This is a genomic window from Salinibacterium sp. PAMC 21357 (genome assembly GCF_000247645.1).
Taxonomy (GTDB): Bacteria; Actinomycetota; Actinomycetes; order Actinomycetales; family Microbacteriaceae; genus Rhodoglobus.
On record NZ_AHWA01000004.1, the window covers coordinates 455031 to 481266 of the forward strand.

The following is a 26236-nucleotide window of genomic DNA, read 5'->3' on the forward strand; positions in this document are numbered from 1 at the left end:
GAGCAGACAGCTTTTTAGGATATGCCTGTCGCAGCGTATTCACAATTGCTAAACCACGATTTTTTGAAATTGACTCAATTCAGCGGAGGCGCACCGAAAGGCACGTAACGCAACCTTCCATTTTCTCGAACTCAGACACGTCAACAGTGACAACGCGGTACCCAAGGTTTTCGATGAGCGCCGCGGTCTTTGGCGCCGACGACGACATGAGCACCGCATCATCCGACAGCACAACGACAGCGGCACCCTCGGCCTCTGGCACAGCCAAGAAGCGGTCGTAGAGGTCAACGTTGTCGACCAGATCTGCGTAGCCAATAACGGTGCCATCGGGGAGCGCCGTGACGCCGCTCTTGAGGTGCAGCACCTTCTCTACCGGAACAGCAATTACCGAATAACCGAGCGGAGAAACAATTGCTCGAAGCTGGCGAATACCTTCAGCGTTGGTGCGCCCACCACGACCGACGTACACGGTAGAACCGACCTTCAGTACATCGCCGCCATCGAGCGTTCCGGGTTCGATGATCTCGTGAACTTCGAGCGCGAGCGATGAAACACTCTCACGCACAGCGTCGATCTCGCCCCGACGGCTCTCGGCACCAGGGCTCGTCAGTACAGCGACCTCACCGAACACCACGACGGTGTCTTCGATGAAGACAGAATCAGCAAGCTCATCGGCAGCAGCAACCTCTACGGTCTCAAACCCGTTAGCGCGCAAGGCCTCAACGTAGGCCTCCCACTGGGTATCTGCGAGATCAGCATCAACAGGAACACGATCGAGGTGCGTGAGCTCGCCCTCAGCCAATCGCGATGACGGTGCGCGAACCAGAGCAATCAGGCGAGTCGGCTGAACGGCACCATCGACGATTGCATCCCAAACTCGACGGCCAACAGTCAGCGCCGCCACGATGGTGACAACCACAAAGATCAGGTTTGTCCCCAAGAGTGTCGCCAGGATGAAGGCAAAGGCCTCGGCATTCAACTCGGCGCCGGTCGCGATGATTCCGAGCGCTGTGCCAGCCACCGCGGAAACAATTCCGGCCACAAGCCCAACAACGGCCGCCGTAAACCAGTAGCGGTGAATCTCCAACGCCGCGAGCAGCGAATACACCACGAAGAGCACTGCTGCCATTGGCAAGAAGTACTCGGCGATCGCCGGCAGGTTTTCGGCTGCCGCCCCGTTCGCCGTGAAGAACGCCAAACCTGTTGCGAGGTAGACGGTGCCGGCGACGGCAATTCCGGAAATAAACGCTGCGGCTAAACGCCGACCCACACTAATCATGCCCACAAACCTATCCGTCGAAATATATGCATTTGCCGTGCGCCGAAACGGCGCTGGCCACTATTAGTGGAAGAAGTGACGCTCGCCCGTGAAGTACATCGTGACGCCAGCTTCAATCGCTGCCGCAATCACTTCTTCATCACGGATCGAACCGCCGGGCTGAACAACCGCGCGCACGCCCGCATCGAGCAACAGCTGCAGCCCATCAGCGAACGGGAAGAAAGCATCACTGGCCGCAACCGAACCCGCAGCACGATCGCCGGCACGCGAAATCGCCAACTGGCACGAATCAACCCGGTTGACCTGCCCCATACCAACACCAACGGATGCTCCGCCATCGGCAAGCAAAATTGCGTTTGACTTCACTGCACGCACCGAACGCCACGCAAACTCGAGATCAGCAATGGTCGCCGCATCAGCGGGGTCGCCTGCCGCCAGCGTCCACGTGGAAGGCGCAGCGAAGTGGTTATCGAGCTCTTGCACAAGCATCCCGCCCGAAATCTGGCGAATCTCACTGCCCTCGCGGGCGTACCCCTCAGGTAACTGAAGCAAGCGAAGGTTCTTCTTCGCTTGCAAGATCTCTAGTGCTTCTGGCTCAAAGCCCGGGGCAACAACAACCTCGGTGAAGATGGGCGAAATCGACTCAGCGGCCGCCTTCGTGATGATGCCGTTCGCCGCGATCACTCCACCGTAGGCCGAGATCGGGTCGCAGGCGTGCGCCAAAACGTGAGCTTCTGCGATGGTCGCCGCGGTGGCAATTCCGCACGGGTTAGCGTGCTTGATGACCGCAACGGCGGGAGTCTCATGGTCGTAGGCGGCGCGCAGGGCGGCGTCGGCATCCACGTAGTTGTTATACGACATCTCTTTACCGCCGAGCTGGGTGGCCTGGGCGATTCCGCTTGAGCGGGCAACCCCATAGAGGCCTGCCTGCTGGTGCGAGTTCTCGCCGTAGCGCAGAACGGCAAGCTGGTCGGCGGCGACCTCGATGTGCGGCGGGAAGGCGGGGGCGGATGTCGCGGCATCCGTCTCACCGAGCAGTGCACCGGTCATGAACCACTGGGAAACCGCAGTGTCGTAGGCGGCGGTGTGGGCGAAAGCTTGTGCGGCGAGAGCGTAACGCTGCGCGAAGCTTGTGCCGTCTCCTGTGGCGGCGGCGATGATTTCGTCATAGCTGTCTGGGCTAGTGACGATCGCAACGTTGGCGTGGTTCTTGGCTGACGCGCGCACCATAGCGGGGCCACCGATGTCGATCTGCTCAACGATGTCGGCAGGTGCGGCTCCGGAAGCGACGGTCTCTACGAAGGGGTAGAGGTTGACGACAACGAGGTCGAATGCTTCGATGCCGAGTTCGGCCAGCTGCGCTTCATGGGATTCGAGGCGAAGGTCGGCGAGGATTCCGGCATGTACGGCGGGGTGCAGGGTTTTGACGCGGCCATCGAGGGATTCAGGAAACCCCGTCACTGTAGACACTTCGGTGACAGCGTGGCCAGCGGCGGCGATCGTCTTCGCAGTCGAACCGGTCGACACTAGCTCGACACCAGCTGCCGCGAGCGCGCCAGCAAGTTCACGAAGCCGCGACTTGTCACTCACCGAAATGAGGGCGCGGTGAATAGGAACAACGTCGCGTTCGCGAAAGTCTGCAGGGTTGTGGCTTGGGCCGCTCATGAGATTCAGAGTTCCTTTAGGTTGATGCGGTTGGTGGCGATGTCTTCGATCGTGCGAATAAGCAGGCGCCGCTCAACTGGTTTGATGCGGGCGTGCAAATGTTCTTCGGTGTCTCCGGGCTCGATCGCGACGCGCTCCTGCACGATGATCGGACCGCTATCGACACCGTTGTCGACCTTGATAACGCTGGCACCCGTCTCGGTTGCACCGGCGACGAGAGCATCCCGCACCGCATGCGCGCCCGGAAACTCCGGGAGATAGGCGGGATGAGTATTGATGATGTTCGGAGACAACGTCTCAACTACCCGCGGCGGCAGCAACTTCATGAAACCACTCAGGACCACAAGGTCGGCGTTCCACAACTGAATCTGCTGAAGAAGTTCGTCACCCCACTCGTCACGATTGGCAAAACTAGACAGGGGCACGGTGAAAGTGGGGATGCCGTAGTGCTCGGCATGATCTAAACCATCAGCAGCACGGTCGGCGCCGACCGCGATGACGCGAGCGGGAAAGTCGGCGCTTTCGGCCGCTTCGAGCAGGGCTGCGAGGTTAGACCCGCCCCCGGAAATCAAGACAACGAGTGTGAGCACGAACCCAGCCTAGCGCTCAGTGAACCCGTCATCCGCCCGCTCTGGGCGTGCAGAAGTCAACAAACCAAGACCGGCGGCCACGGAAAACTCAACGAACGCCCACGCAGTGACTATCCACGGCTGCGGGCCAACATCCACAAGCCGTCCCGGTCCAGCAGAACCGGCCGAAGCCCACACGAGCAAGCCGATGATTGTGGCGGCCGTTGCACCGATACCGAGCGCCACGATGGCGAGCTCCCGACGACGCAGCTCACCAGCAATGCGGGGACCCAACACGGCAGCAACCAAAAAGCCCACAATTACGGGGGCAAGTAGTCCGACGTACCCAAAAGCGAAATCGCTATTGGGTAAAGCGCCCAACACCGGGATTGCCGGAATCGGACCGAGCGATGTCGCCAATGGTGACACTGTCGAGCCGGCACCAATCGCGAACCCCGGGCCAACCAGCCACGATGCGGCCCACAAAATCATGTTCGGCAGCAGAGCAAGCTGCCCCAGAGTTACCGCAACACCGCCAAGCACCTCGGTATGAAGGGCCTCGTACAGACTGATGATTTCCGCGTACGACGTGACAATCGCGAAGGTCGTGACGATCGACGCGAGCGTGAGCAAACCGGCGGCCGCGAGCGCACCGCCCCGCAGCGACGTGGCAAGAATTGTGCGCACGTGAGCTGGCCATCCGAGAACCCATCGCCGAAGCGGACCAATGGCACGACTCCTCGCGGTGACTACTTGGCTGCCAATAAGAAGGCCAACCGCGAAAACGAGTGTCGGCAACAGAACGCCCTGCCACAAAGACGGGCGCGCAATCGGATGCAACGTCGACAGCGTCACAACAAGAGAAGCAAGACTGAACGTAAGCAGCGAAGCGAGCGTGCCCAGCATCGCGTGCGAGGTCTCCGCCACGCGGCGGCCAGCCCGCACCCCGAGCAACACCGTGAGCAGAGAAAATCCGAGCAACGCCAGGGTGATCGTCACCGGCGTGCTTGCCTCAGCCAACCCCACCGACGCCGAAACAGTTGGGTCAAGAACCACCGTGATATCGACGCCATGGCCGACCAACCAGATATCAACTGCGGCTCGCCAAAACACCGTCCAGTCAATCGCCAGACCGTAATGGATGCCCCACAAAAGCGTGAGCGGAACCAGCGGTATCGCGATACCGATCGCAACGACCAAGAGCGCCTCGAGGGAGGCAAAGAGAAGAGTGAGCTGGCGATTCATATCGAACGCGAGCGTACCCGCACTCGCGGCGGCTGCGGCTGCGGCTTACCGCAAAAGAGTGGTCTGACAGAGATCACTGGTTGTGGCGACTAGCGCTCGAGTTCGCGAAAGCCAACTCATCCAGTGATTTTGATCAATTGCGGAACGCCGAGCTGTCGTCGACCATCACGGTTTCCCTAACACCAACAACGGCCAGCCGCCTGTGGGGGCGACCAGCCGTTGTTGTAGTGCGGAAGGCGAGAGCGTCTAGAAGACGATCCACACCCAGTCGTTATGACTCGTCGAGCCCGTTACGTTGTCACCGGCGGGAGTGAATTCCGCCGTCACCTGATGGAGACCACGGTCGAGCTTCGGCAACTTCGCCGTCACCTTTCCGTTGTCGGCTTCTGTGAGAGTAACGGTGTCGACCTTCTTGCCGTCAACCTTCACTATCACCGTTCCGGTCGGAGCAGCATCCTCACCGGTGGCTACCCGGATGCTCGCACTGACGGTGTTCCACGAGAACGCAATGTGACGGCTCACCGACAGACTCACACTCGAGCTGTAGTTGATCATCACCGACTCGGAGGTCGCGCTGGCACTCGGCAGATCCTTCTTGCTGGCGGTGACGACGACCGAGATCGCCTTGCCCTCATCAGCCGAAGTGACCGTGTACTTGCGCTTGTCAGCGCCAGCAATCGCGACACCGTCTGCCTGCCACTGGTAGCTGAACTTCAGCCCGTCAACATCCCACTCCCCCGGATTTGCGGTGAGCTTCTTGCCAACGATGGGCTTGCCGGTGATCGACGGCAGCACGGTGTTCACCGGAGTACCCGGCACAACATCCTCTTGAGTGACAACCTCTAGCGCTGTCACTGCACCCGTGTCGCCGTAGCTGATGAGGCCGAGGTAACTAGTGAAGGGCGCGAGCGCCTCCCACGATGCCGTGTACGTCGCCGGTTCGCCCTGCACGCCCGAGAGCACTGCCGGGGTCAATCCGAGTGGTGCACCGGCCCCAGGAACTACCGCGAAGGTTCGTACGTCGAACGCGGTGGAGGGGTTGGCCGCATAGACCGATGCGATAACCAAGTAGGAACCGGGAGTCGGGTCCGCAAGGTTGACGCGCTCATCGGCATCACCGGTGGCTGACTGCCAGCCGGCAATAGGTGTTCCCGCATCATCGAGCAGGTACACGATCAGGTCAAGGTCGGCCGTGTCATCGATCGAGTCAAGATCGAATCGCGCATATGTCGTGCCCTCTGGCACGGTCATTGCGTACTCGAACTCGTCACCGCTGGAACCCGAACCCGAGTGATCGGCTTCGACGCCCGTGGGGTCTTCATGGAAGACTCCCGCCGTCAGACCGGTTGAACTCAGCGGGATGTCGCCGGTTCCACCAGGAGTGACAGTGACATCAACGGCGCCGTAAGTTCCGGTTCCGCTGGCGGTGGCCGGTGCCTCAATAGTGACGGGGCGCACTGCGATGGGGCTGTGCGCGACTGTGTCGCCGCTGGTCCACGTGAGTGAGCCGGTCGTGAACTGGTCGAGCGGAGCATCCGATCGACTGAAGGTCACTTCGTAGCTCTGAGTCTCACCGGCAGCACCGAAGGTCAGTGTTGATGGTGAGATGGATGCGTCGATTCCCGGTACGGAGATTGACGCCTCGAAGGTGCCCGCCTGAGTGGAGGTCACGGTACGAGTAATCGTCTCGGGTGCCGTCAGCGAACCGATGCCGATGGATGCCAAGTTGAGGTTGCTGGGATCAATGGCGACGACCGCAGGGTCGAGCACATCGTAACCAGCGCCCTCAATGTAAGACAGCCAATCGCCGATACCGTTCAGGTAGAGCAGGCCAGGTTCAAAGAACTTGGTCGGATCAATGTGTCCAGCGCCCTGAGTAAACGGATCGGTAACGGGGTTGCCGTCACCATCAACCGTGTCGTAGGCGGTGGTCATGAACGCCGACTTAATTTCGGCCGGTGTCGCGTTGGGGCGTTCGCCAAGATAGAGCGCGGCGAGTCCAGCAACGTGAGGTGAGGACATCGAGGTTCCGGACAGAAGCTGGAAGGTCGGTTCTGCACCTTCAGCGTTTGCTCCGGCGGCGAGGATTCCTACACCGGGAGCCGAGATGTCTGGTTTGACGATGTCGCTACCGTCAGCCTCTACCGGACCGCGCGACGAGAAGCCGGCGACCTGCGGTGTCGGCGGCTGGTAGGCCGTCTCATTGCCCGGTGTGAACGTTGCCGTTGCACCCTCAGTTGCCGCATAAGCGATCACTTGATCGTGGTAGCGAGCATCCAAGTGCACGGTGGGGATCACGTGGGTGTCGAGGTCTGTCGAGCTCGGCGTGACGTTCACCAAAACAACACCAATGCCACCGGCACGAGCAACCTCCGCTGACTTATCGACGCGGGCGATAACACCACGCTCACAGACCACGATCTTGCCGGTGACAAGGGCGGGGTCAAGAGTGTCTGGCATGCAGAGGTTGGGGTCGACTGCTCCGGCAAGAGCGACTGCGGTCGCATTGACGAGTTCGCCCGTCAACGGTTCCGTTGCAGAATCGAGGTCGACAGTGATGGAGGCACCCGCAAATTCTTGGCCATCGCCGAGCGTGACGGTGGCTTCGTAGTTGGGGATGGTGCTTGCAGCAACCGTGGTGATCCAGGGGGCAGCGTTGTCGAGTGTTGTCGCGCCGGGGCCGTCGTTACCAGCCGAGGCAGCAACAAAGACACCAGCAGCTGCGGCACCCAAGAATGCCTGGTCGGTCGGGGATACGGTGCTGCTGGCAGCGCCACCACCAATCGAGTAGTTGATCACGTCAACGCCATCGGCAACAGCCTGGTCGATTGCGGCTAGCAGGTCAGTGGATGCACAACCGTCGTCAGTCGTTGCAACCGGGTCAGGTCCGCTCCAGCAAACTTTGTAGGCGGCAATTTTGGCGGCGGGGGCTACTCCAGAGAAGAATCCGAGCGGGTTTCCGCCAACGGTGGCGTCAACTTCGAGGTTTCCGGCTGCCGTGCTCGCGGTGTGCGATCCGTGGCCGTCGCCGTCTCGCGGGGAAACGTATTCTCCGACGCTGGCGTCACCGAGGTTGCCGGCACCAAAGCCGTCAACGAAGTAACGGGCACTGATGACTTTCGTCGTGCAGTCGTCGGCGGTGAATTGTTCGCCCTCGATGCACGCTCCGGTGAATGTTTGGCCGTCGGCCTTCGCAAACACGGTAGCGTCTCCATCGCGGTAGGGCGCTGCCCCTGGCGAGGTGCCGAGCGGGTCGCCGGCAAAAGCGGGGTTTTCGGGGGCAAAGCCGGTGTCGAGCACGCCGACAACGATTCCCTCGCCCGCCGTCTCAGCGCCACCGATGGATGCCCAAAGTCCCTCTGCGCCTTCCAGACCGAGGAACTCTGTTGACCGCTGGGCCGCCGTAATTTTCTTCAGCTCATCGGGAACGATGGATGCCACTAGCTTGTTGGCCGAAAGCTCGGCCGCTTGGGCTGCGGTCAGATCGGCTGCGAAGCCGTTGGTCGCGAGCGTATACGAGTACTCGATGTCAGCACCGACGGATGCCGCGGCATCCTCCTGCTTCTCGGTCAAGTATTCGGTGTAGTTCTGCACTACTTGTCGGCGGGGGTTGAGTTGTTCGCCGTCTGGTGGTGTCGTCGCGTCAAAGCCGCGAACTCCACCGTCGTAGGTTGCTGCAGCCTGGTCCACCATGGTGACGATGTAACGTCCGGGGGTGAATTCAGTTTGGCCGCCGCCACCAATGGATGCTGGTGCAGCTGTGGCGCCGAGTGCGGCGCCGGTAACCAGGGAAGTGGCGACAAGTGTTGTCGCAGCCACCACCGATATGACTCTTCGAATGCTCACGAATGTTCCTATTCTTCGTTGAATGGGACTTGCTTTTAGGTAGTGCACACGTCGCTATCGGCGTGCTGGTAAAGCTGGTGGTCGGGCACTCACCAAGAGCCACTATAAGCGCGTTCTACCCCTTTACAGGGGGTCCCCCATTACCCATCGTTACCGTAACGTGACACATTGTCCGCTCTTTGGGGGACGTGGATTGCGGCGCTCTTCCGATCGTCATAAGAAACGCCTAATTTGTACGACGAAACCTCACGAGAGCCGTCGTTGCTCGCTCATACTGGAACAATGAGGACCGCTGCGATCTACGTCGAAATCGATATCGCCGCGGATATCGACACTGTCTGGCGACTCACTCAAGACACCGACGCCCACGTTCGCTGGGATCTTCGCTTCAGCCATATCTTTCCCACCGACACCCTTGATGCTGATGGCTATCGCTTTCGCTATGAACGCCGAATTCCTTTCCACACCATCACGGGGACCGGCACCAGTCGCGGCGAGATTATCCGCCCCGATGGCACGCGAACGTCGGCACTCAAGTTCACGACCAAAGACCGCCTCTCTCCGCTAGGAGATGGCCGCGGGTACTGGCGATACGTTCCGATACCGGGTGGAACGCGCTTCATCACCGGCTATGACTACGAGCCGGCCTGGGGTGCTGTTCTTGATCGCATTCTCATCCGCCCGTTTGTGGGCTGGATGACTGCGTGGAGTTTCGACAGCCTGCGACTCTGGGCCGAAAGCGACATCGAGCCGCACTCAGCACTGGCCTTCTGGAAGCCGGGCAGGCCCCGTGCGCGCAACTGCCTTCGCCTCCCGCGCCGCGGCCGGGCAATGGACGATGCACCAGCCACTCTCTCCGCCCTGGAGGCGCCATGACCTCGATGTTTGAGACCGTTCTCGGCGATGATTTCACTCGCTTGCACCCCATGCTGCAGAAACGCTTTGGCGTGAGCCTGGAGAGCGGCTACGCAGCGGTCGGCACCGGCATGATGTCGCGCATCCGCCGTGGCCCGTGGTGGACGGTTCCATTTTTGTGGATCGGATGGTTTCGCAACATCCTGACGCCGGATGTTGGCAACAATGTGCCCTTTCGCATCGAAAACTACCCCTACCGCGACCCCTTCGGCCGGGAGACCGTGACCTTCGTGCGCGAGTACACGGTGCGAGCGAAGCCGACACGATTCGACGCGACGATGACCCTGAACACGGCCGGCGACCGAATCATCGACTACCTAGGAACCCACCAGCACCTCGCGGTAGATCTCGACCTCACAGTGACCGACGATGGTTCCCTGAATTTGAAGTCGGATGCCCAACGCTTCTACGAGGGCCCGATCGCGTTCCGCTTTCCGATGCTCTTCAGCGGCCGCGCCGATCTCACGGAATCCTTCGATGACGAGACCGACGAGTTCGTGATCGCCCTCAAAATCCACAACCGCACCTTCGGCTTCCTTTTCGGTTATGCAGGCCGCTTCATGTGCGAGTTCCCCGCAGCGACCGACGCCCCCGAGCGGCTCAAGCCCGTGCGACACGAGCGGCGCGAATAACAGCAGGGCGCTTGGCCACACAACTCGACGGACCCACGCTCTTGCTTCAATGCACCATCAGTGCACTATGCTGCACTCATGGATGAACCCACCGAGCTTCTTGCGCGAACCATCGGCGCCCGCGTCAAGAACGAGCGCCACGCGCGCACGCTGACACTCGACCAACTCGCCGAGAAGGCGGGAGTAAGCCGCCGGATGCTGGTCAACGTTGAGCAGGGCGCAGCGAACCCCAGCGTCGGCACCCTGCTCCGCCTCAGCGAAGCCCTCGGCGTGAGTCTGCCCGCCCTCGTGGAGCCGCCCACGGCCCAGAAGGCGAAGGTTACGCGCGCCGGTGCTGGCGCAGCCCTCTGGACGGGAGAGAACGGTGGCCGCGGCATCCTGCTGGCCTCTAGCACATCCCCGAAGCCCTAGAACTGTGGGAGTGGACCTTCATGCCTGGCGAATCGCATTCGAGCGAACCGCACAGTGCGGGCACTCAAGAACTGCTGCACCTGCTCGAGGGTGAAATCACGATGACCGTGGCCGCCGAGACGTTCGTGCTCGGCACGGGTGATTCGATGGCATTCGCCGGCGACGAAGACCACGCCTACGAAAACACGAGCAGCACGCCCGCCCGCTTCGTTTTGTCCGTGCTCGAACCGGGTATCGGCGCGTCATCCCGAGCGGATCACTCCCATGCGTAGCGCGCGCGAGCCGCTCCCCGCGTGGTCGATGGCGGTGGCCGCCATGATGATGATCCAACTGAGCTCCGCCTTTTCGGTGGGGCTCATCGAGCAAGTCGGCGCCAGCGGAACCGCGTGGTTGCGGCTGACACTCGGCGGCCTCATCTTCTTGATCATTGCCCGCCCGCAGGTGCGTCGCATCCGTCGTCAGGATGTCGGGCCCCTTCTCGGGTTGGGTGTCGCCAGCGCGGTCATGTCAGTCGGTTTTCTGTCAGCGCTCGAACACATCCCGCTCGGCACCGCCGTGGCCATCGAGTTCTTGGGGCCGCTTGCGGTCGCCGCCATTCGAAGCGGCAGTTCCCGGATGCTCGCCTGGCCCGCCTTGGCGCTGGTCGGCGTTGTGCTGCTCACCGAACCGTGGGAGGGCGAAACGAATCTCATCGGCGTCGGTTTCGCGCTGCTCGCCGGAGTCGGCTGGGGAACCTACATTCTGCTCACCCAAAAAGTCGGCGATCGTTTCACAGGAATCAGCTCGCTCGCGATGACGATCCCCATCGCCGCCCTCATCACCACCTTCGTGGGAGCGCCCCAGGTCATCCCCGACTTCGACTGGCGCGTGCTGCCCATCGCCCTCGGCCTAGCCCTGCTCTCCCCCGTCGTGCCTTTCGTGCTTGAACTGCTCGCGCTACGCCGGATGACCCACACCGCGTTCGGAACGCTCATGTCCCTCGAACCAGCCTTCGGAGTACTCATCGGCCTGATTGTGCTGCACCAGATTCCATCCTTCGTGCAGTGGATCGGAATCGGCCTCGTCGTGCTCGCCGGAGCTGCGGCTCAACGCAGCGGCACTCGCGCGCCGGCCGATGCCGCCCCCGAGCTCGATCCCGCACCGCACGCCTAGCGCGCGGTGTGCGATCACCCGCACTCGACTGCGCACGATCACTTAAACGACAAACGCCGCTCGTCACGAGGACGAGCGGCGTTTGTACGCAGCTAAAAGCTGGTGCTACAGAGTTTCGAGAATTTCGCGCATGAGCTTGGCGGCTTCAGACGGCGTCTTGCCGACCTTCACACCAGCAGCTTCGAGAGCTTCCTTCTTGGCCTGAGCGGTTCCGGCCGAGCCAGAAACGATCGCGCCGGCGTGACCCATGGTCTTACCCTCGGGAGCTGTGAAGCCAGCAACGTAACCCACAACGGGCTTCGTGACGTGAGCCTTGATGTAGTCAGCGGCACGCTCTTCAGCGTCTCCACCGATCTCACCAATCATGACGATTGCCTTGGTCTCGGGGTCCGCCTCGAACGCGGCAAGAGCGTCGATGTGCGTCGTGCCGATGATGGGGTCTCCACCGATACCGATGGCGGTCGAGAATCCGAGGTCACGGAGTTCGTACATCATTTGGTAGGTGAGCGTTCCCGACTTGGAGACGAGACCGATCGGGCCCTTGCCGGTGATGTTCGCGGGCGTGATGCCGACGAGTGCTTCACCGGGGGTGATGATGCCGGGGCAGTTCGGACCGATGATGCGGGTCTTGTTGCCCTTCTCCTGGGCGTAAGCCCAGAACTCGGCAGAGTCACCGACGGGAACACCCTCGGTGATGATGACGAGCAGCGGCATCTCAGCGTCGATAGCTTCGATAACGGCATCCTTGGTGAAGGCCGGAGGAACGAAAGCGATCGAAACATCCGCCCCCGTCTTTTCCATGGCTTCAGCAACGGTGCCGAATACGGGCAACTCAACGTCGCCGTGGGTGACAGTGGTGCCAGCCTTGCGGGCGTTGACACCGCCAACGACCTGGGTACCGGCAGCGAGCATGAGAGCGGTGTGCTTGGTGCCCTCACCGCCGGTGATGCCCTGAACGATGACCTTGGAGTGCTTGTTGAGGAAAATTGACATGCTCGGTTCCTTACTTCGCGGCGTTGGCGAGTTCGGCAGCCTTGTCGGCGCCCTCGTCCATAGAGGCGGCTAGCGTCACGAGGGGGTGGTTCGCTTCAGCAAGAATCGCGCGACCCTCCTCGACCTTGTTGCCGTCGAGACGAACAACGAGAGGCTTGTTGGCGGAGTCACCGAGCTCGGCGAGCGCGCCCACGATTCCGTGAGCAACAGCGTCACACGCGGTGATTCCACCAAAGACGTTGACGAACACGCTCTTGACCTGAGGGTCGTTGAGAATGACGTCGAGGCCCGCGGCCATGACAGCAGCGGATGCTCCGCCACCAATGTCGAGGAAGTTGGCGGGCTTCACGTTGCCGTGGTTTTCGCCAGCGTAAGCAACGACATCCAGCGTCGACATGACGAGGCCGGCACCGTTACCGATGACACCTACTTCACCGTCGAGCTTGACGTAGTTGAGGCCGTTGGCCTTAGCCTTCGCCTCGAGGGGGTCAGCAGCGTCAGCATCTTCGAGCTCAGCGTGCGAGGGGTGACGGAAGTCTGCGTTCTCGTCGATCGAGACCTTGCCGTCGAGGGCAACGATGTCGCCGTCTTCGGTGATGACGAGAGGGTTGACCTCAACAAGAGTGGCGTCTTCACCCTTGTACACGTCGTAGAGCTTCACGAAGACAGGGGCAACCTTTTCGACGAGCTCTGCGGAGAATCCCGCAGCGGTCGCGATTTCGGTGGCCTTGGCGAGGTCGATACCCGTGAGCGGGTTGACCTCGATCTTGGCGAGAGCTTCGGGGCGCTCAACAGCAAGCACCTCAATTTCCACTCCACCTTCAACGCTGCACAGCGAAAGGTAGGAGCGGTTTGCTCGGTCGAGCAGCACGGAGAAGTAGAACTCCTGCGCGATGCGAGCACCGGCAGCAATCATTACTCGCTTGACCGTGTGGCCGTTGATGTCGAGACCAAGAATCTGCTCGGCTGCGGCGAAAGCGTCGTCGGCGTTGTGAACAACCTTGACACCACCCGCCTTGCCGCGACCGCCGGTCTTGACCTGAGCCTTGACTACAACGGTTCCACCGATTTTCTCGGCTGCTGCTTTGGCTTCTTCTGGGGTGTCGGCAATCAGGCCGGCAAGTACTGGTACGCCATACGACTCAAATACGTCTCTGGCCTGGTACTCAAATAGATCCACGCTGCTCATTCCAATCCGCGCGTAATGGTGAGTGGGGACGGCGGCGAAACGGTGCCAAATTGGTCGGCTCCAAGAGACGCGCGCCAAGGGGAAAGCCTACCGTGCCTAAGGTTGTGCGTTTTCCGATAGCGGGCTGTGCAGGGCGAAAGATCAGCAAATCTTGCGAGACTCGAACTTCTGGATACGGTTTCTCGCCGCATCCGTGCCCTCTGGTGGCTGTCTCGGGCTGCTAGCTGCGCGAGAACCGCAGCGTAACGATCTGGAATGGGCGAAGGGTCACCGACACGTCGCCTTCCTCATCGCCGTCAATCGCTGTCGGGGCAATGGCTCGCTCGAGCAGATCAGTTTGCACCACCGACCGCCATCCGAATTCTGGAGTGATCGTCGCGCGTACCCGAGACCCGAGTGATTCGTACAGACGAATAACCACGTCTCCCGAACGATCTTCGGCAAGCTTGATGGTCTCGATAACGACAGCGCTATTGCTGCAGGTGAGTAACGCAGGCACTTCGTTTGACCCCCGAACCACGCGCTCGACGACGTTGAGTCGGTAGCCCTCAGAGATCGCATCCGCAATTTCTGCACCCGCCGTGAGCGAGAACGAGAACTCATGCGTTCCCTGATCAGATTCTGGGTCAGGAAAGAGCGGTGCGCGCAACAACGAGGCCCGCACAACTGTGGAGGTGGCGCTCCCGTCTGCTCCCCCGCGCCGGATGTCGTAGCCATAGCTCGCGTCATTTGCGATCGCGACCCCGTAGCCTGGCTCGCCAACATGAACCCACCGGTGCGCCACAGTCTCGAAGCGTGCAGCATCCCACGACGTATTGGTGTGAGTCGGTCGGAAAATGTGACCAAACTGGATTTCGGAGGCTGCGCGTTCCGCATGGATGTCGAGCGGAAAGGCGAGCTTCAAGAGCTTCTGAGTTTCGTGCCAATCGACACTAACCGCGATGTCGAGGGCACCGGTTTCTGGATTGAGCCTCAGCTCTTGGGTCACTTGCGATTCACCGAACGATGCTCAATGCGAACACCAGCGCCGTCGCCTGTGAGAGCGATCGAGTCGACACTGGTGAGGTTTTTCAGGTCGCGTTTGTAACTCTCGTCAATGTCCCACGCGTCCCACTGGTTGGGGGTATCGCGGAACAATTGCAACAGGTTTCCGGGCTGGTCACGAGGGATTAGTTCGCGGCCGGCAACCAGATCGACCATCGAAATGATGAGTCCCCGAGCATCCACGGTCACTCGTGTACGTGCATCGTCGAGAACGAAACCGTCACCGCTCACCACCGGAGCAGCGATCGCCGGCGCCGATTTTCGAGCGGCACCAGAGATGCCATCGACACCGTTGCGCGCGAAAGGCCCAGAGTTGAAGACGAGTTCATCGTCTCCTTCTCCGGCAAGCTCTGCCAGAGCGTTCATCGTGACGTCGGTGAGTTCTGCTTCGACCCGCGCATAATTCGCTTCAGCCTCTTGGTGCACCCAAGCGATCGAAGAACCGGGAAGAATGTCGTGGAATTGCTGCAGCAGCACCATCTTCCACGCCGCTTCCACGGCGTCGTAGGGGTACTCCGCTCCGCGAAGAACAGCCGCCGCGGTCGCCCAGAGTTCGGCCTCGCGCAATAAGTGTTCACTTCGGCGATTGCCGCGTTTGGTCTTGGCCTGCGAAGTGAGGGTTCCGCGGTGCAGCTCGAGATAGAGCTCGCCCGACCAGACTGGTGCATCCGGATATTCGGCGTGAGCTTCACTAAAGAACTGCGCCGGTGTGGCGTGCTGGGTGCGCGGCGAACCTTCGAGGTCGCCGGTTCTGGTGACTGCCGCCAACATCTCGCGAGTCGGCCCCCCACCGCCGTCGCCCCATCCAAAGGGAAGCAGCGACGTCGTGCCCTGCCCCTTTTCTGCATACTGCCGTTCGGCACGAGCGAGTTCTTTCGCAGAAACTTCAGAAGCATACGTATCTACCGGAGGAAAGTGAGTGAAGACGCGAGTGCCATCGATGCCCTCCCACCAGAAAGTGTGATGCGGCATTGTGTTTGTTTCGTTCCAAGAAATCTTCTGGGTGAGGAACCACTTCGAGGCGGCAGCTGACACGATTTGCGGGAGCGCTGCCGAATAACCGAATGAATCCGGGAGCCACGCCTCGACCGGTTCGACACCGAACTCTTCGATAAAGAATCGCTTGCCGGCAATGAATTGACGAGCGAGCGCTTCGCCACCGGGCATATTGGTGTCTGACTCCACCCACATTCCGCCAACGGGGATAAACCGGCCGGCGGCAACCTGTGCCCTGACCCGTTCGAAAAGCTCAGGCTGCGACGCTTTCAACCACTCAAACTGCTGGGCGGATGACGCGACAAAAGTAAAGTCCGGGTCGGCATCCATGAGCGCGAGAACGTTCGAGAATGTTCGCGCAACTTTGCGGACAGTCTCCCGTGCCGGCCACAACCACGCACTATCGATGTGGGCGTTGCCGATGGCGGCGAGACGATGGGCGCTTGCATACGCCGGACTCGCAAGTACCTCGGCGAGGGCTGCCCGACCAGCAGCCGCAGTGCCAGAGATGTCGGTTGGGTCCATGGCATCCACCATGTTTCCGAGCGCACGCAAAATGTCGTGACGCCGCGGAAGAGTGTCGGGAAGTTCGGCCATGAGCCCGCGAAGGACCCGCACATCTTGCACGAGTTCCCACACGGAGGAATCCATCCATGCAAGGTCTAAACGCTTGAGCTGGTACTGCAATTCGTCGCCGGCCGTCGCCAGATCGCCAAGCGCCGTCGGCGTGAAGGCAAAGCCGGCAGCGACGTTGGGGTTCGATGCTGCCTCAAGATAGACATCGACAGCACCCTCAGCCGCGTCAACGGGGAGATAGTCGTTGTAGGGCTCGATCGCTTTCAGGATGCGGCCGTCAGGCGCATAGGCGAGACCTTCCGCCTGAAAACCCGGCAGCCCCGCGCTGAAACCAAGATCGACCACAATCTCGACTGCGGCATCTGCGGAGCGCCAGTGCGCGGGAACGCTCCCTGTCACATGGAACCAGACGGTTCCCCACGGACGCCCCCACATGCTTCCCTCGGCGAAGGGCGCGTATTGCGCCTGTCGCGCTTCGGCGAACCCGACGGGCTCCCCCGGCACGACCCAGGTCGCTATCGATAGCGGCGCCGTTTCGCGGTACACGCTCGGTAGAAGTCGTTCGTTAAAGAAGCGATCAATCCGCGCTTCACTCAGCGCTCGGTTCTCATGCATGTTGGCTCCCTAGCCCCAAACTCGAACACGGCACGATCGCCGCGCGGCCAATTTTCTGCGTCATCCTTTGACAGCCCCGGCTAAGGCAAACGATCCGCCAATGCCGCGGGAAACCACCACGTAGAGCACCATGACGGGCACTGCGTAGATGAGCGAGAACGCCGCGAGTTCCCCGTAGGCGATGGAACCGTACTGTCCGAAAAAGGTATAAATGCTGATTGCGGCCGGCTGCTTACTCGGCGAAAGCAAGAGGATGAAAGGGACGAAGAAGTTTCCCCAAGCCTGGAAGAACACGAAGATGGCGACTACCGCGATACCGGGGCGCATAAGGGGCACCACGATGGAGCCGAGCGCTCGCATCGCTGAAGCGCCGTCCATCCAGGCCGCTTCTTCGAGACTGATCGGCACAGAGTCCATGAAGTTCTTCGTCATGAAAATCGCGATGGGCAACGCTGAGGCGGCCATGAAGAGAATCGTGCCCGGCACCGAGTCGAGCAGGTTCATCTGCACAAACAAGAGGTACACCGGCACCATGATTGCCGTGATCGGAAGGCTCGTTCCGAAGAGCACCGTGTACATGAATGGTTTGTTGAAGCGTGACTGATACCGCGATAGCGGATACGCCGCCAAGAGAGCGGCGACAATCGTCACGGTGGCTGTACCGACCGAAATGATGAGGCTGTTCAGCATCGGGATAAACGTCAGTTCCGGTGTAAGTACGGCGGCAAAGTTGTCGAGCGTCACCGTCTGCGGAATCTGAGTTTGGTACGTGGCATTCGGGTCGAAAGCGGCAAGGACGAGCCACACGAGAGGAAGAAGGAAGCTCACACCCACCACGACGAGCGCCGAGTTCGCGAGAATAGCGGACATCCGTCGCTGAGGAGACGCGAGCGAAAGCGCCCTCGGCTTGCGCTTCGCCGGCCGGGGACCAGTAGTCGTTGTCATGGTCCTAGTCCTTCGAGGGGCGAGCTGCCCGAATGTAGATGATGGAGAAAATGGCCCCGATGACCAAGAGGATCGTCGCAATAGCGGTTCCGTAGCCGATGTTGCCGAATCGGAATGCCTCTTTGTACGCGAGGATCGGCAACGTCGTGCTGTCGTTACCCGGTCCACCGGAGGTCATCACGTAGATAAGGGTGAACACCGACAGCGTCTGCAGCGTGATCAGCATCAGGTTCGTCGTTATGGTGTTTTTGATCATGGGAACGGTGACGAAAAAGAGCCTCTTAGCGCCACCCGCTCCGTCGATCATCGCCGCTTCTGAAATTTCTGGGGGAACATCGTTGAGGGCTGCTTGGTACACCAACAAGGAGAAGGCAGTACCACGCCAAAGGTTCGCCAAGATGACCGCCAACAGCGGGAAAGTGTAAAGCCAATTGGGGCCTGTCAGCCCTACGAGCGCCAAAATCTGATTGAGCGTTCCGTCTTGACTGAAGTACGCGTAACAGACGAATGCGGCAACGATCTCCGGCAGGATCCATGCCCCAACGACCGTCGAGCTGACGATGGTTGCCAGCTTCTTGTTGGCCCGCGTGACAACGAGGGCAATCCCCAGCCCGAGCACGTTCTGGGAAATGACTGCGGAGGCGAGCGTGAAAACAATCGTGATCCACAACGACTGCGGAAAGACCGGGTCATTGAAAAGCTTGACGTAATTGTCGAAGCCAATGAAGGAGCTGTTCGCTGCGTTCGCTCCGGAAAGGGCTGCGTTGGTGAGCGAACCATAAAAGGACCAGATGATGGGCCCGGCCAGGAACACCACCATGATGATGATCGCGGGAACGAGCGGAATCATCCGCACGAATCGTGAGATCTTTTTGAGGGCCGAACGGCGGCCTGAACGCTGGGGTCCGGGCCGCCGTTCGGATTGTGCACCTTGAGCCGTCGAGATCACTTCTGCAGTCACTTCTCGGGTTTCCTGTTCCGTGGTCTCGGTTCGATTCTGGGGTGCGGGTGGGGGATTACTTTTCGATCACCATGTCATCGCCAGCGATACTCGTCACGGCGGCGTCATATGACGCAGCAGCTTCAGCCGGCGACATCTTGCCGGTAATAACCGCTTCGGATGCTTTCTGAACTTCAACCGAAATTTGGTTGTAGATACTCGTTGATGGGCGGAAGTGCGTGACCTCAACGAGATCAGTTACTGCCCCAACGAACGGGTTCGCTCCGAGGTAGCTGTCATCTGCTGCGACATCTTTGCGAACGGCAATCTGAGCGTTGACGTTGTCGTACTCGAGGGCATTCTCAAAGCTCAGCGCCTGAGCCATGAAGTCGAACGCCAGCTGCGGGTTCTCGCTCTTCGATCCAACCGCCAGAGTCCAACCACCGGACATGCTCACTCCGCCCGGTGCTTGACCATCTTTAGTCGGGAACGCGGTTGCGCCCATCTCTGTGGCGTATTCGGGCCATTCGAATGATCCACCTTCGACCCAGAATGACGGGGTGTACGAACCTTCAACGGTGCCACCAAGCTTGGCGTCGGGGAACATTTCTCCGAAGACTGACTTCCAAATGTTGGGGTCAAGCGCCTGGGCTGGCGTGAGCGCCAATCCTTCGTCATAGATTGTCTTCAGGAACTCGAGCGACTCTGTGAAGCCGTCGGAACCGACAACCCACTTGTTACTCTCGGAGTCGTACAGTGCATCCCCACCGAGGTCCGTGCCGTACAGCAACTCGTAAAAGCCCTGCATGTTCGAGCCTTCGCCGGTACCGGTACCGGCGTACAGGTTGAAGGGAACAACGCTGGGATCTGAGGCCTTGATCTTGCGAGCGGCGACCAGAATGTCATCCCAGCTCTGAGGCTCCCACGGCACATCGATACCGGCATTGGTCATGACTGTCTTGTTGTACCAGATGGCACGAGTGTCGGTTCCGAGGGAGACCGAGTAAATCTTGCCGTCATCCCCGGCGCCAGCTTGCTTCGCGGCGTCAGTGAATTCGGACCAGTCTTCCCACTCGGCGACGTAGTCATCGAGAGCGAGCAAGTAGCCAGCCTCAGCATCCGATCGAACGTTGCCCTGGTCTTCGTAGAAGACGTCTGGCGCGGTCTCAGCCGAACGGTGCGACAGAGCCAACTTGGTCTTGTAGTCATCGTCGGTTGCAGCGATCGGGTCGAGCTCGACGGTGACGCCAGGGTTCGCTGCCTCAAACTCAGGCTTCACCTTGGTGAACAGATCATCAAGGGCGGTAAAGGCGTCGGTCTTGATGTACGAAACCTTGATGGTCTTCTCGGACGAATCCGACGGAGTGGACGTGCATCCGGCAATACCGAGGAGGGATCCTACGGCGATCACCGAAATCGCGACTGCTGCTCTCTTCTTCATGGTGCTCCTTTGCTCCATATAGCTGTTGAGTTCTTGGCTACCCGAGGACCAACGGCATTCAGACCACCCTTGGCACCTTGCGCTAATAGTACATCGAATAGATATATAGATGTCAAGGAGGTGACGAATACTTTTTTGCACGCCAAAAGACCCGATAAAGCCGCCCATCAGATCGCGCGAGAACCGCTAGTGAGCGATTAACAACGCCTTCGGATTCGGCGCGAGCGCGCGGTCAAGCACCAGGCAGGCCGCACCGACAGCCGCGACATCGTCGCCAACAACAGACCCGCTGAGAGTGACGCGATGAATACGGCGTGCGGCTCGGAGCTCTTCAAGCAACTCCGGAATCTTGCGCAGGTAATACTCCGAGAGCCGGGCCCAGAATGGCCCGCCAAAGACAACTCGATCGACGTCTAACACGTTCGTCACCACGGCAACCGCGCGCGAAAGCCGCACGGCTGACCGCTCGATTATCTCGACCGCAATCACGTTTCCGGCGTTGGCCGCGTCACACAGCTGCGTGAACCGTGCATCGACTGACGTGGTGTCATTACCCACCCGCGAGTCATCGAGAACGCCTAGCTCCTCAGCCTCCTGCACGAGGGCTTGCGGCATGCACGTCACCTCGATGCACCCCCGCAATCCACAGAAACAGGGCGGACCGTTCGGGTCAGTCACGATATGGCCAATCTCCCCCGCGTTTCCCGAACTCCCCCGAACCACTAAGTCGTCGACGACGAGCCCGACACCGATTCCGGTGCCAAGGTAGAAGAAGCAAAAGCTGCCGGTGCCGTTAGAACCACCAGCCCACATCTCGGCGATAGCGGCCGCCGTGACATCCTTATCCAGAATTGCCGGCAGCCCCGTAGCGTCGGCCATCGCATCCCTCAACGGAACCCGGTGCCAGCCAGTGAGGTGCGGCGGGTCCACTACGGTGCCCCGCACGCTATCAATGGGGCCCGGTGCGGCGATTCCGACCCCGGCAATCCGACTCTTTTCCACCCCAGAAGACGTAATAAGTTTGGAAACTTCGCGAACGATCTTGTTGATGATCTTCGCCGGATCGGTTTCGGTCGGAGTCGGCTTGCGCACGCGCATCACGACAGCACCGGTCAAATCAAGCATCACAAAAGTCATGACGGTGGGGTCGAGGTGCACTCCGAGCGCGTAGCGGCCCTCCGGGTTCACCACGAGCATCGTGCGCGGTTTTCCCGGACCGGTGCTCTCCTTGCCCGCTTCGAGAATGAAACCGGCATCAATGAGACGCCGACAAATATTGGAAATCGTCTGAGCCGATAGTCCTGTCGCCGGTACGAGCTGAACGCGACTGAGCCCCTTCGGTGCACGCCGAATCGCATCCAAAATCACCGACTGATTGAAATCGCCCATCGCGGGCAAATTCGTTCCCCGCCGCGACACCGAACTCGCTTGCTCCGTCATGGCACCCTTCAGCTTTCGCTCTTCCCGAGAACAATAGTCGGCAGACAGGGTGACTGACTATGTCGCTCGAGCCCCGGCGAGTGCAGAACAGGCTAGGGAACCTGCAGCGAGCCCGACTCGTGGGAACGGATCGCAGCGTCGTAAATGCGATGAGTCATTGCCGCTTCTGACGGTAGCGCACACCCGAACCGGTCTGCGAGTAGCCCCTCCCGGTCAGCCAAATATGCGGCCCACATCTGCAGAATCGAATCCGAGAACCCTGATTCAAAGTTCGCGCCCGTCACGGTCGGCCACACTGATTGACTGCCCGCTTCAACCGTTTGCCAGATTTGCTCCGTGCCGATTCCGGGCACGGCAGATCGCGTGAAGATCTGAACGGCCTTCGGGTTGCTGGTGGAGAAACGCACCCCGCCGTCCATTCCGACCGCTTCGAACTCCCACGTATTTTTCTGGCCCGGATCAATCCGCTTCATCTCCAGTGTCAGCGGAAATTCGACGTCATCATGGCGCGCCCAGGCGTGGATGACCGCGTTGTCCCAGGTGTCGCAATCCTCAAGCTCGCCCGTGGTCGCGCTCGGACGTTGGGTCACGATGTTTTGCAGCACGCCGAAGAGCCGCTCCGGTTGCCACCCCAGGCGCAGGGGAACGTGGAGTGCATGCAGCCCTAAGTCGTTCATCACGCCAGCTGCGCCACAGAACTGATTCTGTCGCTTCCAGTTCAGCGGCTTCGTTGTGTCGATATCGCTGGAGTGGAGGAAGGCATTGCGCGCTTCGATAATGCGCCCGAGCGCGCCTGAGGCAATGTAGTTGATCGCCAGCTGTGCTCCCGGATAGAACGCCATCTCACTCGAGCAACGCACGAAACTCGTGGGGTTCGCATCGATCGCGGCGACGATGGCATCAGCCGCTGCACGGTCAATTCCGAAAGGCTTCTCGGCCAGCACGCTCTTGCCTGCGTTGATGGCATCGATGTAGAGCTGTTCGTGGAGGTCGTGGCGCACGGCGATGTACAGCACATCGATCGACTCATCCTTCAGAAGGTCGTGATAGTCGGTGACCTTGCTCGAGACACTGTCAATCGCGTCGAACCATTCGAGCGCCGCCGGATTGATATCGCAGACTGCGGTGAGTCGAGGGCGAACCGGGTGATCGATCAGAGCCGGCCAGCGCTGAATCGCTGCCGCAATCTCGCGCCCCATCAGTCCGCCGCCGATGATGGCGACGTTGACAATCTTCTGGGTCATTTTTCGTCACCACCTACGAGCTCGAGGGCATCTTCGGCGCTGACGCTGTCGTGAAGCACCGCCATGAGCGCTCGGGTAATCCCCGTTGGGTTCCGGTGTTGCACGACGTTGCGGCCATAAACGATTCCCGATGCTCCTTGCTCGAGCACTGCCACTGTTCTTTCGAGCAGGGTCTTGTCGTCTACTCGGCCACCGCCGCGTACGAGTACGGGAATATCTCCCGCTACTTCGACGACGCGGTGATAGTCCTCGACGTTGTCTGTCGGGTCTGCCTTGATCAGGTCGGCACCCAGTTCGCGCGCTTGACGAACCAGCGTGCGAATCTTGTCGGTGTCGCCGTCAACCATGTATCCCCCGGCAACGGCGTTGTCTTGCATCACGAGCGGCTCGACCATGAGCGGCATTCCGTACTTCGTGGCTTCTGCTCGCAGCGCCATGATCGATTTGACGCAGGCTTCGCGAATTTCGGGCCGTCCAGGAAGCTGGATGAGATTGGCACAGACGGCAGCGGCATCCAGCCTCACCGCCTCTTCGATCGCGTTCGGCACGTGGTGGCTGAACAAGTGGGTATCGAGTGGGTTGCCATAAATGTTGGCAATGTCGGCACGCAGAACAAGCGCGGGCTTTGATTTACCTTTCACCGATTGCAGCAGTCGAGCCTGCCCCAGAGTCAGTTGGATGGCGTCAGGTCCAGCGTCGACGAGTGTTGAGATCACGTGATCCATGTTCTCGATCCCGTTGAGAAAACTTGCTTCGCCGAAGAAGCCATGGTCGACGGCGACGTCGAGAAGCCGTCCAGAGTCGGCATTGAACAATCGGTTGAGACGGTATTCAGACACTGTGGTGCAACTCCCTTACACGGCGGACGGTGGACCCGTGCGAGGAAACTCGCACTGGATTGTCCGTATCGGTCAGGCTATCGTTACTGAGACAACGTTGTCCAGAGTCGAACGATGGAGCAGTAACGATGACCAAGAGCGAGCTTCAGGATGCCTGAGCCGCGTGCGATAGTGCTCGCCGGACACATCTGCATAGACATCGCGACCGATCTGACCGACTTTGCGAGCATCCGCCCCGGCGCCCTAGTCGAAGTTGGGCGAGCAGGCTGGTCGGTTGGGGGCACGATTGCCAACACCGGCGGAACCTTGCGAGAGCTCGGAGTGCCCATTCGCATTGCTGGCGCCATTTCGGATGACGAACTCGGCCGCACCGCCCGCAGCAGCCTCGAAGCCAAAGGTATCCACGACAACGATCTTCAAACCTCAACCGCCGCTGGCACCTCCTACAGCATCGTGCTTCACTCCGCAGGCACCGACCGCAGCTTCCTGCACTACCCGGGCGCTAACGCGTTCTTTGATCCGGCCGCGGTCACCGTAACCGACGCAAGCATCGTCCACTTCGGGTATCCCTCATTGATGGCAGGAATGCTCGAGAATTCCGGCCAGCCCATCCGCGACCTGCTAAAGCGAGCACATGCAGCGGGCGCCACCACCTCGATTGATCTGGCCGTGGTCGACCCCAGCTCCAGCGTTGCCGCCCTCGATTGGACCCGGATTTTCGCCAACATCCTGCCGTCCGTCGACATCGCCAGCCCCAGCCTTGATGACCTCACGTCGGCACTCGGCATCGACGAGCCCTTCTCAAACGAGCTTGTGGAACGACTCGCCACGTCGCTCATTGAGCAGGGCGTTGCCGTAGTCGCCCTCTCCGCAGGCGCCCACGGCGTGTTCGTAAAAACTGCGCCGCCCGAACGATTGCGCCGCGGTGGACGCCTGCTTGCTGAACTCGCTGACGACTGGGGCAACTCAGAACTCTGGCAGCCACCACTGCCCCTCAAGAACTGGTCGTCAACGAACGGCGCCGGTGATGCTCTCACTGCGGGTTTTCTTTACTCACTCTGGTCAGGCCTCAGCCTTCCGGAGTCCGCCAGAACCGCGGCAGCGAGCGCCGCCATCCGAATGCAAGGTGGAGCAGCCACCACAGATGCCCTCGCCAGAATGCTCGAAACTTACCCTGCCGCTTCCCCGAACCGACTCCACGAAGGCCCTTGAGATGCTCCTCCCGTTGACGCTTACCGCGAATCAGCCTCCCGCCCGTTTTTACCGGGGCGGAGAGAAAATCGCTGCGTTCCGAGATAGCACTGGGGTGGCGGAGGTTCCTGCCGCGCGCCTCCACACTCCCGAAGACTGGGTCGCTTCTACAACCTGCCTCGCGGGTGATCCCCGTCTCGGGCTCACGGTATTACCCGATGGGCGCACACTCACCGACGCCATCCAGAGCGACCCTCTGGGCTGGCTCGGGCCAGATCATGTCGCTGCTTTCGGCTCAGACCCCAAACTGTTGGTCAAACTTTTGGATGCTGGTCAGCGGCTTCCCGTGCACATCCATCCCAACGCGGCCTTTGCTCACCAACATCTGGGGCGATCTCACGGCAAGGCGGAGGCCTGGTACATCCTGCAGGGCGGAGTCATCCATCTCGGCTTGAAAGAGGATCTCAGCCGCTCCACCCTAGAGCGACTCGTCACCACTCAAGCGGTCGACGAATTGCTCCCCCTTCTTCACGAAATCGAGGTCGCCCCCGGCGACACCGTTTTCGTGCCCGCCGGCACCCTGCACGCGATTGGAGAAGGTGTCTTTCTCGTGGAGCTTCAAGAACCGGAAGACCTCTCGATCCTGCTGGAATGGCGAGATTTCGATCTCGACGGCGAGAATGACGGGCACCTCGGGCTCGGATTCGATATCGCGCTTGATGCCGTCGATCTTCGCGGAAGCTCCCTTGCAGCAATCAGCTCGTTCCTCACGCGCGGCTACGTCGGCAATTCGCTATTCGTGCACAGCGCAGACGAGTTCTTTCATCTCGGTCGCACCATAGTGGACGGAATGGCAGAGCTCAATCCCGGATTTGCTGTCGTCGTGGCCATCGATGGCCAAGCCGCACTGCAGAGTGCGCACGGACACACGTCATCACTCTCAGCGGGCACGACAATCGTCGTTCCCCACGGTGCCGGCCCGCTTCGACTTACCGGACAGGCAGACATTCTCATCGCGCGGCCCCCGGCTACGGCACACTACCCAACCACGTTTTCGAAAGAATAGACC

The 26236-nt window shown here is 60.4% G+C and carries 20 protein-coding genes and 1 pseudogene; 7 read left to right on the top strand and 14 right to left on the bottom strand.

Annotation, left to right across the window (positions count from 1 at the left end; genetic code table 11):
- Window positions 1–79 precede the first annotated feature (79 nt).
- The 5 genes from ddaH to ON14_RS05510 all read right to left on the bottom strand — a co-directional run bounded on the left by ddaH (window position 80) and on the right by ON14_RS05510 (window position 8604).
- Complete coding sequence (gene ddaH, locus ON14_RS05490) at window positions 80–1279, bottom strand: dimethylargininase (RefSeq protein WP_010203710.1); 1200 nt, start codon at window positions 1277–1279, stop codon at window positions 80–82.
- A gap of 63 nt (window positions 1280–1342) precedes the next feature.
- Window positions 1343–2944, bottom strand: a complete 1602-nt coding sequence (purH, locus tag ON14_RS05495; RefSeq protein ID WP_010203711.1) for a bifunctional phosphoribosylaminoimidazolecarboxamide formyltransferase/IMP cyclohydrolase — start codon at window positions 2942–2944, stop codon at window positions 1343–1345.
- A 5-nt stretch (window positions 2945–2949) separates the two neighbouring features.
- Entirely contained in the window at window positions 2950–3534 is a 585-nt protein-coding gene (purN, locus tag ON14_RS05500) for a phosphoribosylglycinamide formyltransferase (RefSeq protein WP_010203712.1), read from the bottom strand.
- A 9-nt stretch (window positions 3535–3543) separates the two neighbouring features.
- Window positions 3544–4758, bottom strand: coding sequence for a cell division protein PerM (locus ON14_RS05505; RefSeq protein ID WP_010203713.1), 1215 nt, complete (start codon window positions 4756–4758; stop codon window positions 3544–3546).
- Window positions 4759–5004: 246 nt separating this feature from the next.
- Window positions 5005–8604, bottom strand: a complete 3600-nt coding sequence (locus ON14_RS05510) for a S8 family serine peptidase (RefSeq protein WP_237719687.1) — start codon at window positions 8602–8604, stop codon at window positions 5005–5007.
- 282 nt (window positions 8605–8886) lie between these two features.
- On the opposite strand from ON14_RS05510, the gene ON14_RS05515 reads away from it, so the two are divergent.
- The 5 genes from ON14_RS05515 to ON14_RS05530 all read left to right on the top strand — a co-directional run bounded on the left by ON14_RS05515 (window position 8887) and on the right by ON14_RS05530 (window position 11714).
- Complete coding sequence (locus ON14_RS05515; RefSeq protein WP_039742165.1) at window positions 8887–9480, top strand: SRPBCC family protein; 594 nt, start codon at window positions 8887–8889, stop codon at window positions 9478–9480.
- A complete protein-coding gene (locus ON14_RS05520; RefSeq protein ID WP_010203717.1) occupies window positions 9477–10151 on the top strand; it encodes a DUF4166 domain-containing protein in 675 nt (224 codons plus the stop codon). The genes ON14_RS05515 and ON14_RS05520 overlap by 4 nt, the downstream gene beginning before the upstream one ends.
- A 78-nt stretch (window positions 10152–10229) precedes the next feature.
- Window positions 10230–10562, top strand: coding sequence for a helix-turn-helix domain-containing protein (locus ON14_RS16390; RefSeq protein ID WP_337459753.1), 333 nt, complete (start codon window positions 10230–10232; stop codon window positions 10560–10562).
- 20 nt (window positions 10563–10582) lie between these two features.
- Window positions 10583–10834: a cupin domain-containing protein gene (locus ON14_RS16395; protein WP_010203720.1), complete on the top strand. Its 252-nt coding sequence runs from the start codon at window positions 10583–10585 to the stop codon at window positions 10832–10834.
- Window positions 10827–11714 carry an EamA family transporter gene (locus ON14_RS05530; RefSeq protein WP_010203721.1) on the top strand — a complete coding sequence of 296 codons (888 nt, stop codon included), beginning with the start codon at window positions 10827–10829 and terminating at the stop codon, window positions 11712–11714. Before ON14_RS16395 ends, ON14_RS05530 begins: the two co-directional genes overlap by 8 nt.
- 105 nt (window positions 11715–11819) lie before the next feature.
- Here the strand turns inward: ON14_RS05530 and sucD are convergent, their stop codons facing one another.
- The 9 genes and pseudogenes from sucD to ON14_RS05575 all read right to left on the bottom strand — a co-directional run bounded on the left by sucD (window position 11820) and on the right by ON14_RS05575 (window position 23976).
- Window positions 11820–12707 carry a succinate--CoA ligase subunit alpha gene (sucD, locus tag ON14_RS05535; protein ID WP_010203722.1) on the bottom strand — a complete coding sequence of 296 codons (888 nt, stop codon included), beginning with the start codon at window positions 12705–12707 and terminating at the stop codon, window positions 11820–11822.
- Between the two features lie 10 nt (window positions 12708–12717).
- Complete coding sequence (sucC, locus tag ON14_RS05540) at window positions 12718–13887, bottom strand: ADP-forming succinate--CoA ligase subunit beta (protein WP_010203723.1); 1170 nt, start codon at window positions 13885–13887, stop codon at window positions 12718–12720.
- Window positions 13888–14116: 229 nt separating this feature from the next.
- Window positions 14117–17127 (bottom strand): annotated as a pseudogene (locus ON14_RS05545) (alpha-mannosidase).
- Window positions 17128–17187: 60 nt separating this feature from the next.
- Entirely contained in the window at window positions 17188–18072 is an 885-nt protein-coding gene (locus ON14_RS05550; protein ID WP_010203725.1) for an ABC transporter permease subunit, read from the bottom strand.
- Window positions 18073–18076: 4 nt separating this feature from the next.
- The gene (locus tag ON14_RS05555; RefSeq protein ID WP_010203726.1) at window positions 18077–19033 is read right to left on the bottom strand and encodes a carbohydrate ABC transporter permease; all 957 of its coding nucleotides are present in this window, start codon (window positions 19031–19033) and stop codon (window positions 18077–18079) included.
- A 55-nt stretch (window positions 19034–19088) separates the two neighbouring features.
- Window positions 19089–20453, bottom strand: coding sequence for an extracellular solute-binding protein (locus tag ON14_RS05560; RefSeq protein WP_010203727.1), 1365 nt, complete (start codon window positions 20451–20453; stop codon window positions 19089–19091).
- 186 nt (window positions 20454–20639) lie between these two features.
- Window positions 20640–21893 (bottom strand): ROK family transcriptional regulator, encoded by a 1254-nt coding sequence (locus ON14_RS05565; RefSeq protein WP_026037546.1) that lies wholly within the window; start codon window positions 21891–21893, stop codon window positions 20640–20642.
- Between the two features lie 92 nt (window positions 21894–21985).
- Entirely contained in the window at window positions 21986–23137 is a 1152-nt protein-coding gene (locus ON14_RS05570; RefSeq protein ID WP_010203729.1) for a Gfo/Idh/MocA family protein, read from the bottom strand.
- On the bottom strand, window positions 23134–23976 hold the full coding sequence (locus ON14_RS05575; protein WP_010203730.1) for a class I fructose-bisphosphate aldolase: 843 nt from the start codon (window positions 23974–23976) through the stop codon (window positions 23134–23136). Before ON14_RS05575 ends, ON14_RS05570 begins: the two co-directional genes overlap by 4 nt.
- 150 nt (window positions 23977–24126) lie before the next feature.
- Here ON14_RS05575 and ON14_RS05580 point away from each other — a divergent pair, with 150 nt between their 5' ends.
- Window positions 24127–25188 (top strand): carbohydrate kinase family protein, encoded by a 1062-nt coding sequence (locus tag ON14_RS05580; RefSeq protein ID WP_010203731.1) that lies wholly within the window; start codon window positions 24127–24129, stop codon window positions 25186–25188.
- Window position 25189: 1 nt separating this feature from the next.
- Complete coding sequence (locus ON14_RS05585; RefSeq protein ID WP_010203733.1) at window positions 25190–26233, top strand: class I mannose-6-phosphate isomerase; 1044 nt, start codon at window positions 25190–25192, stop codon at window positions 26231–26233.
- The last annotated feature ends 3 nt before the right edge of the window (window positions 26234–26236 follow it).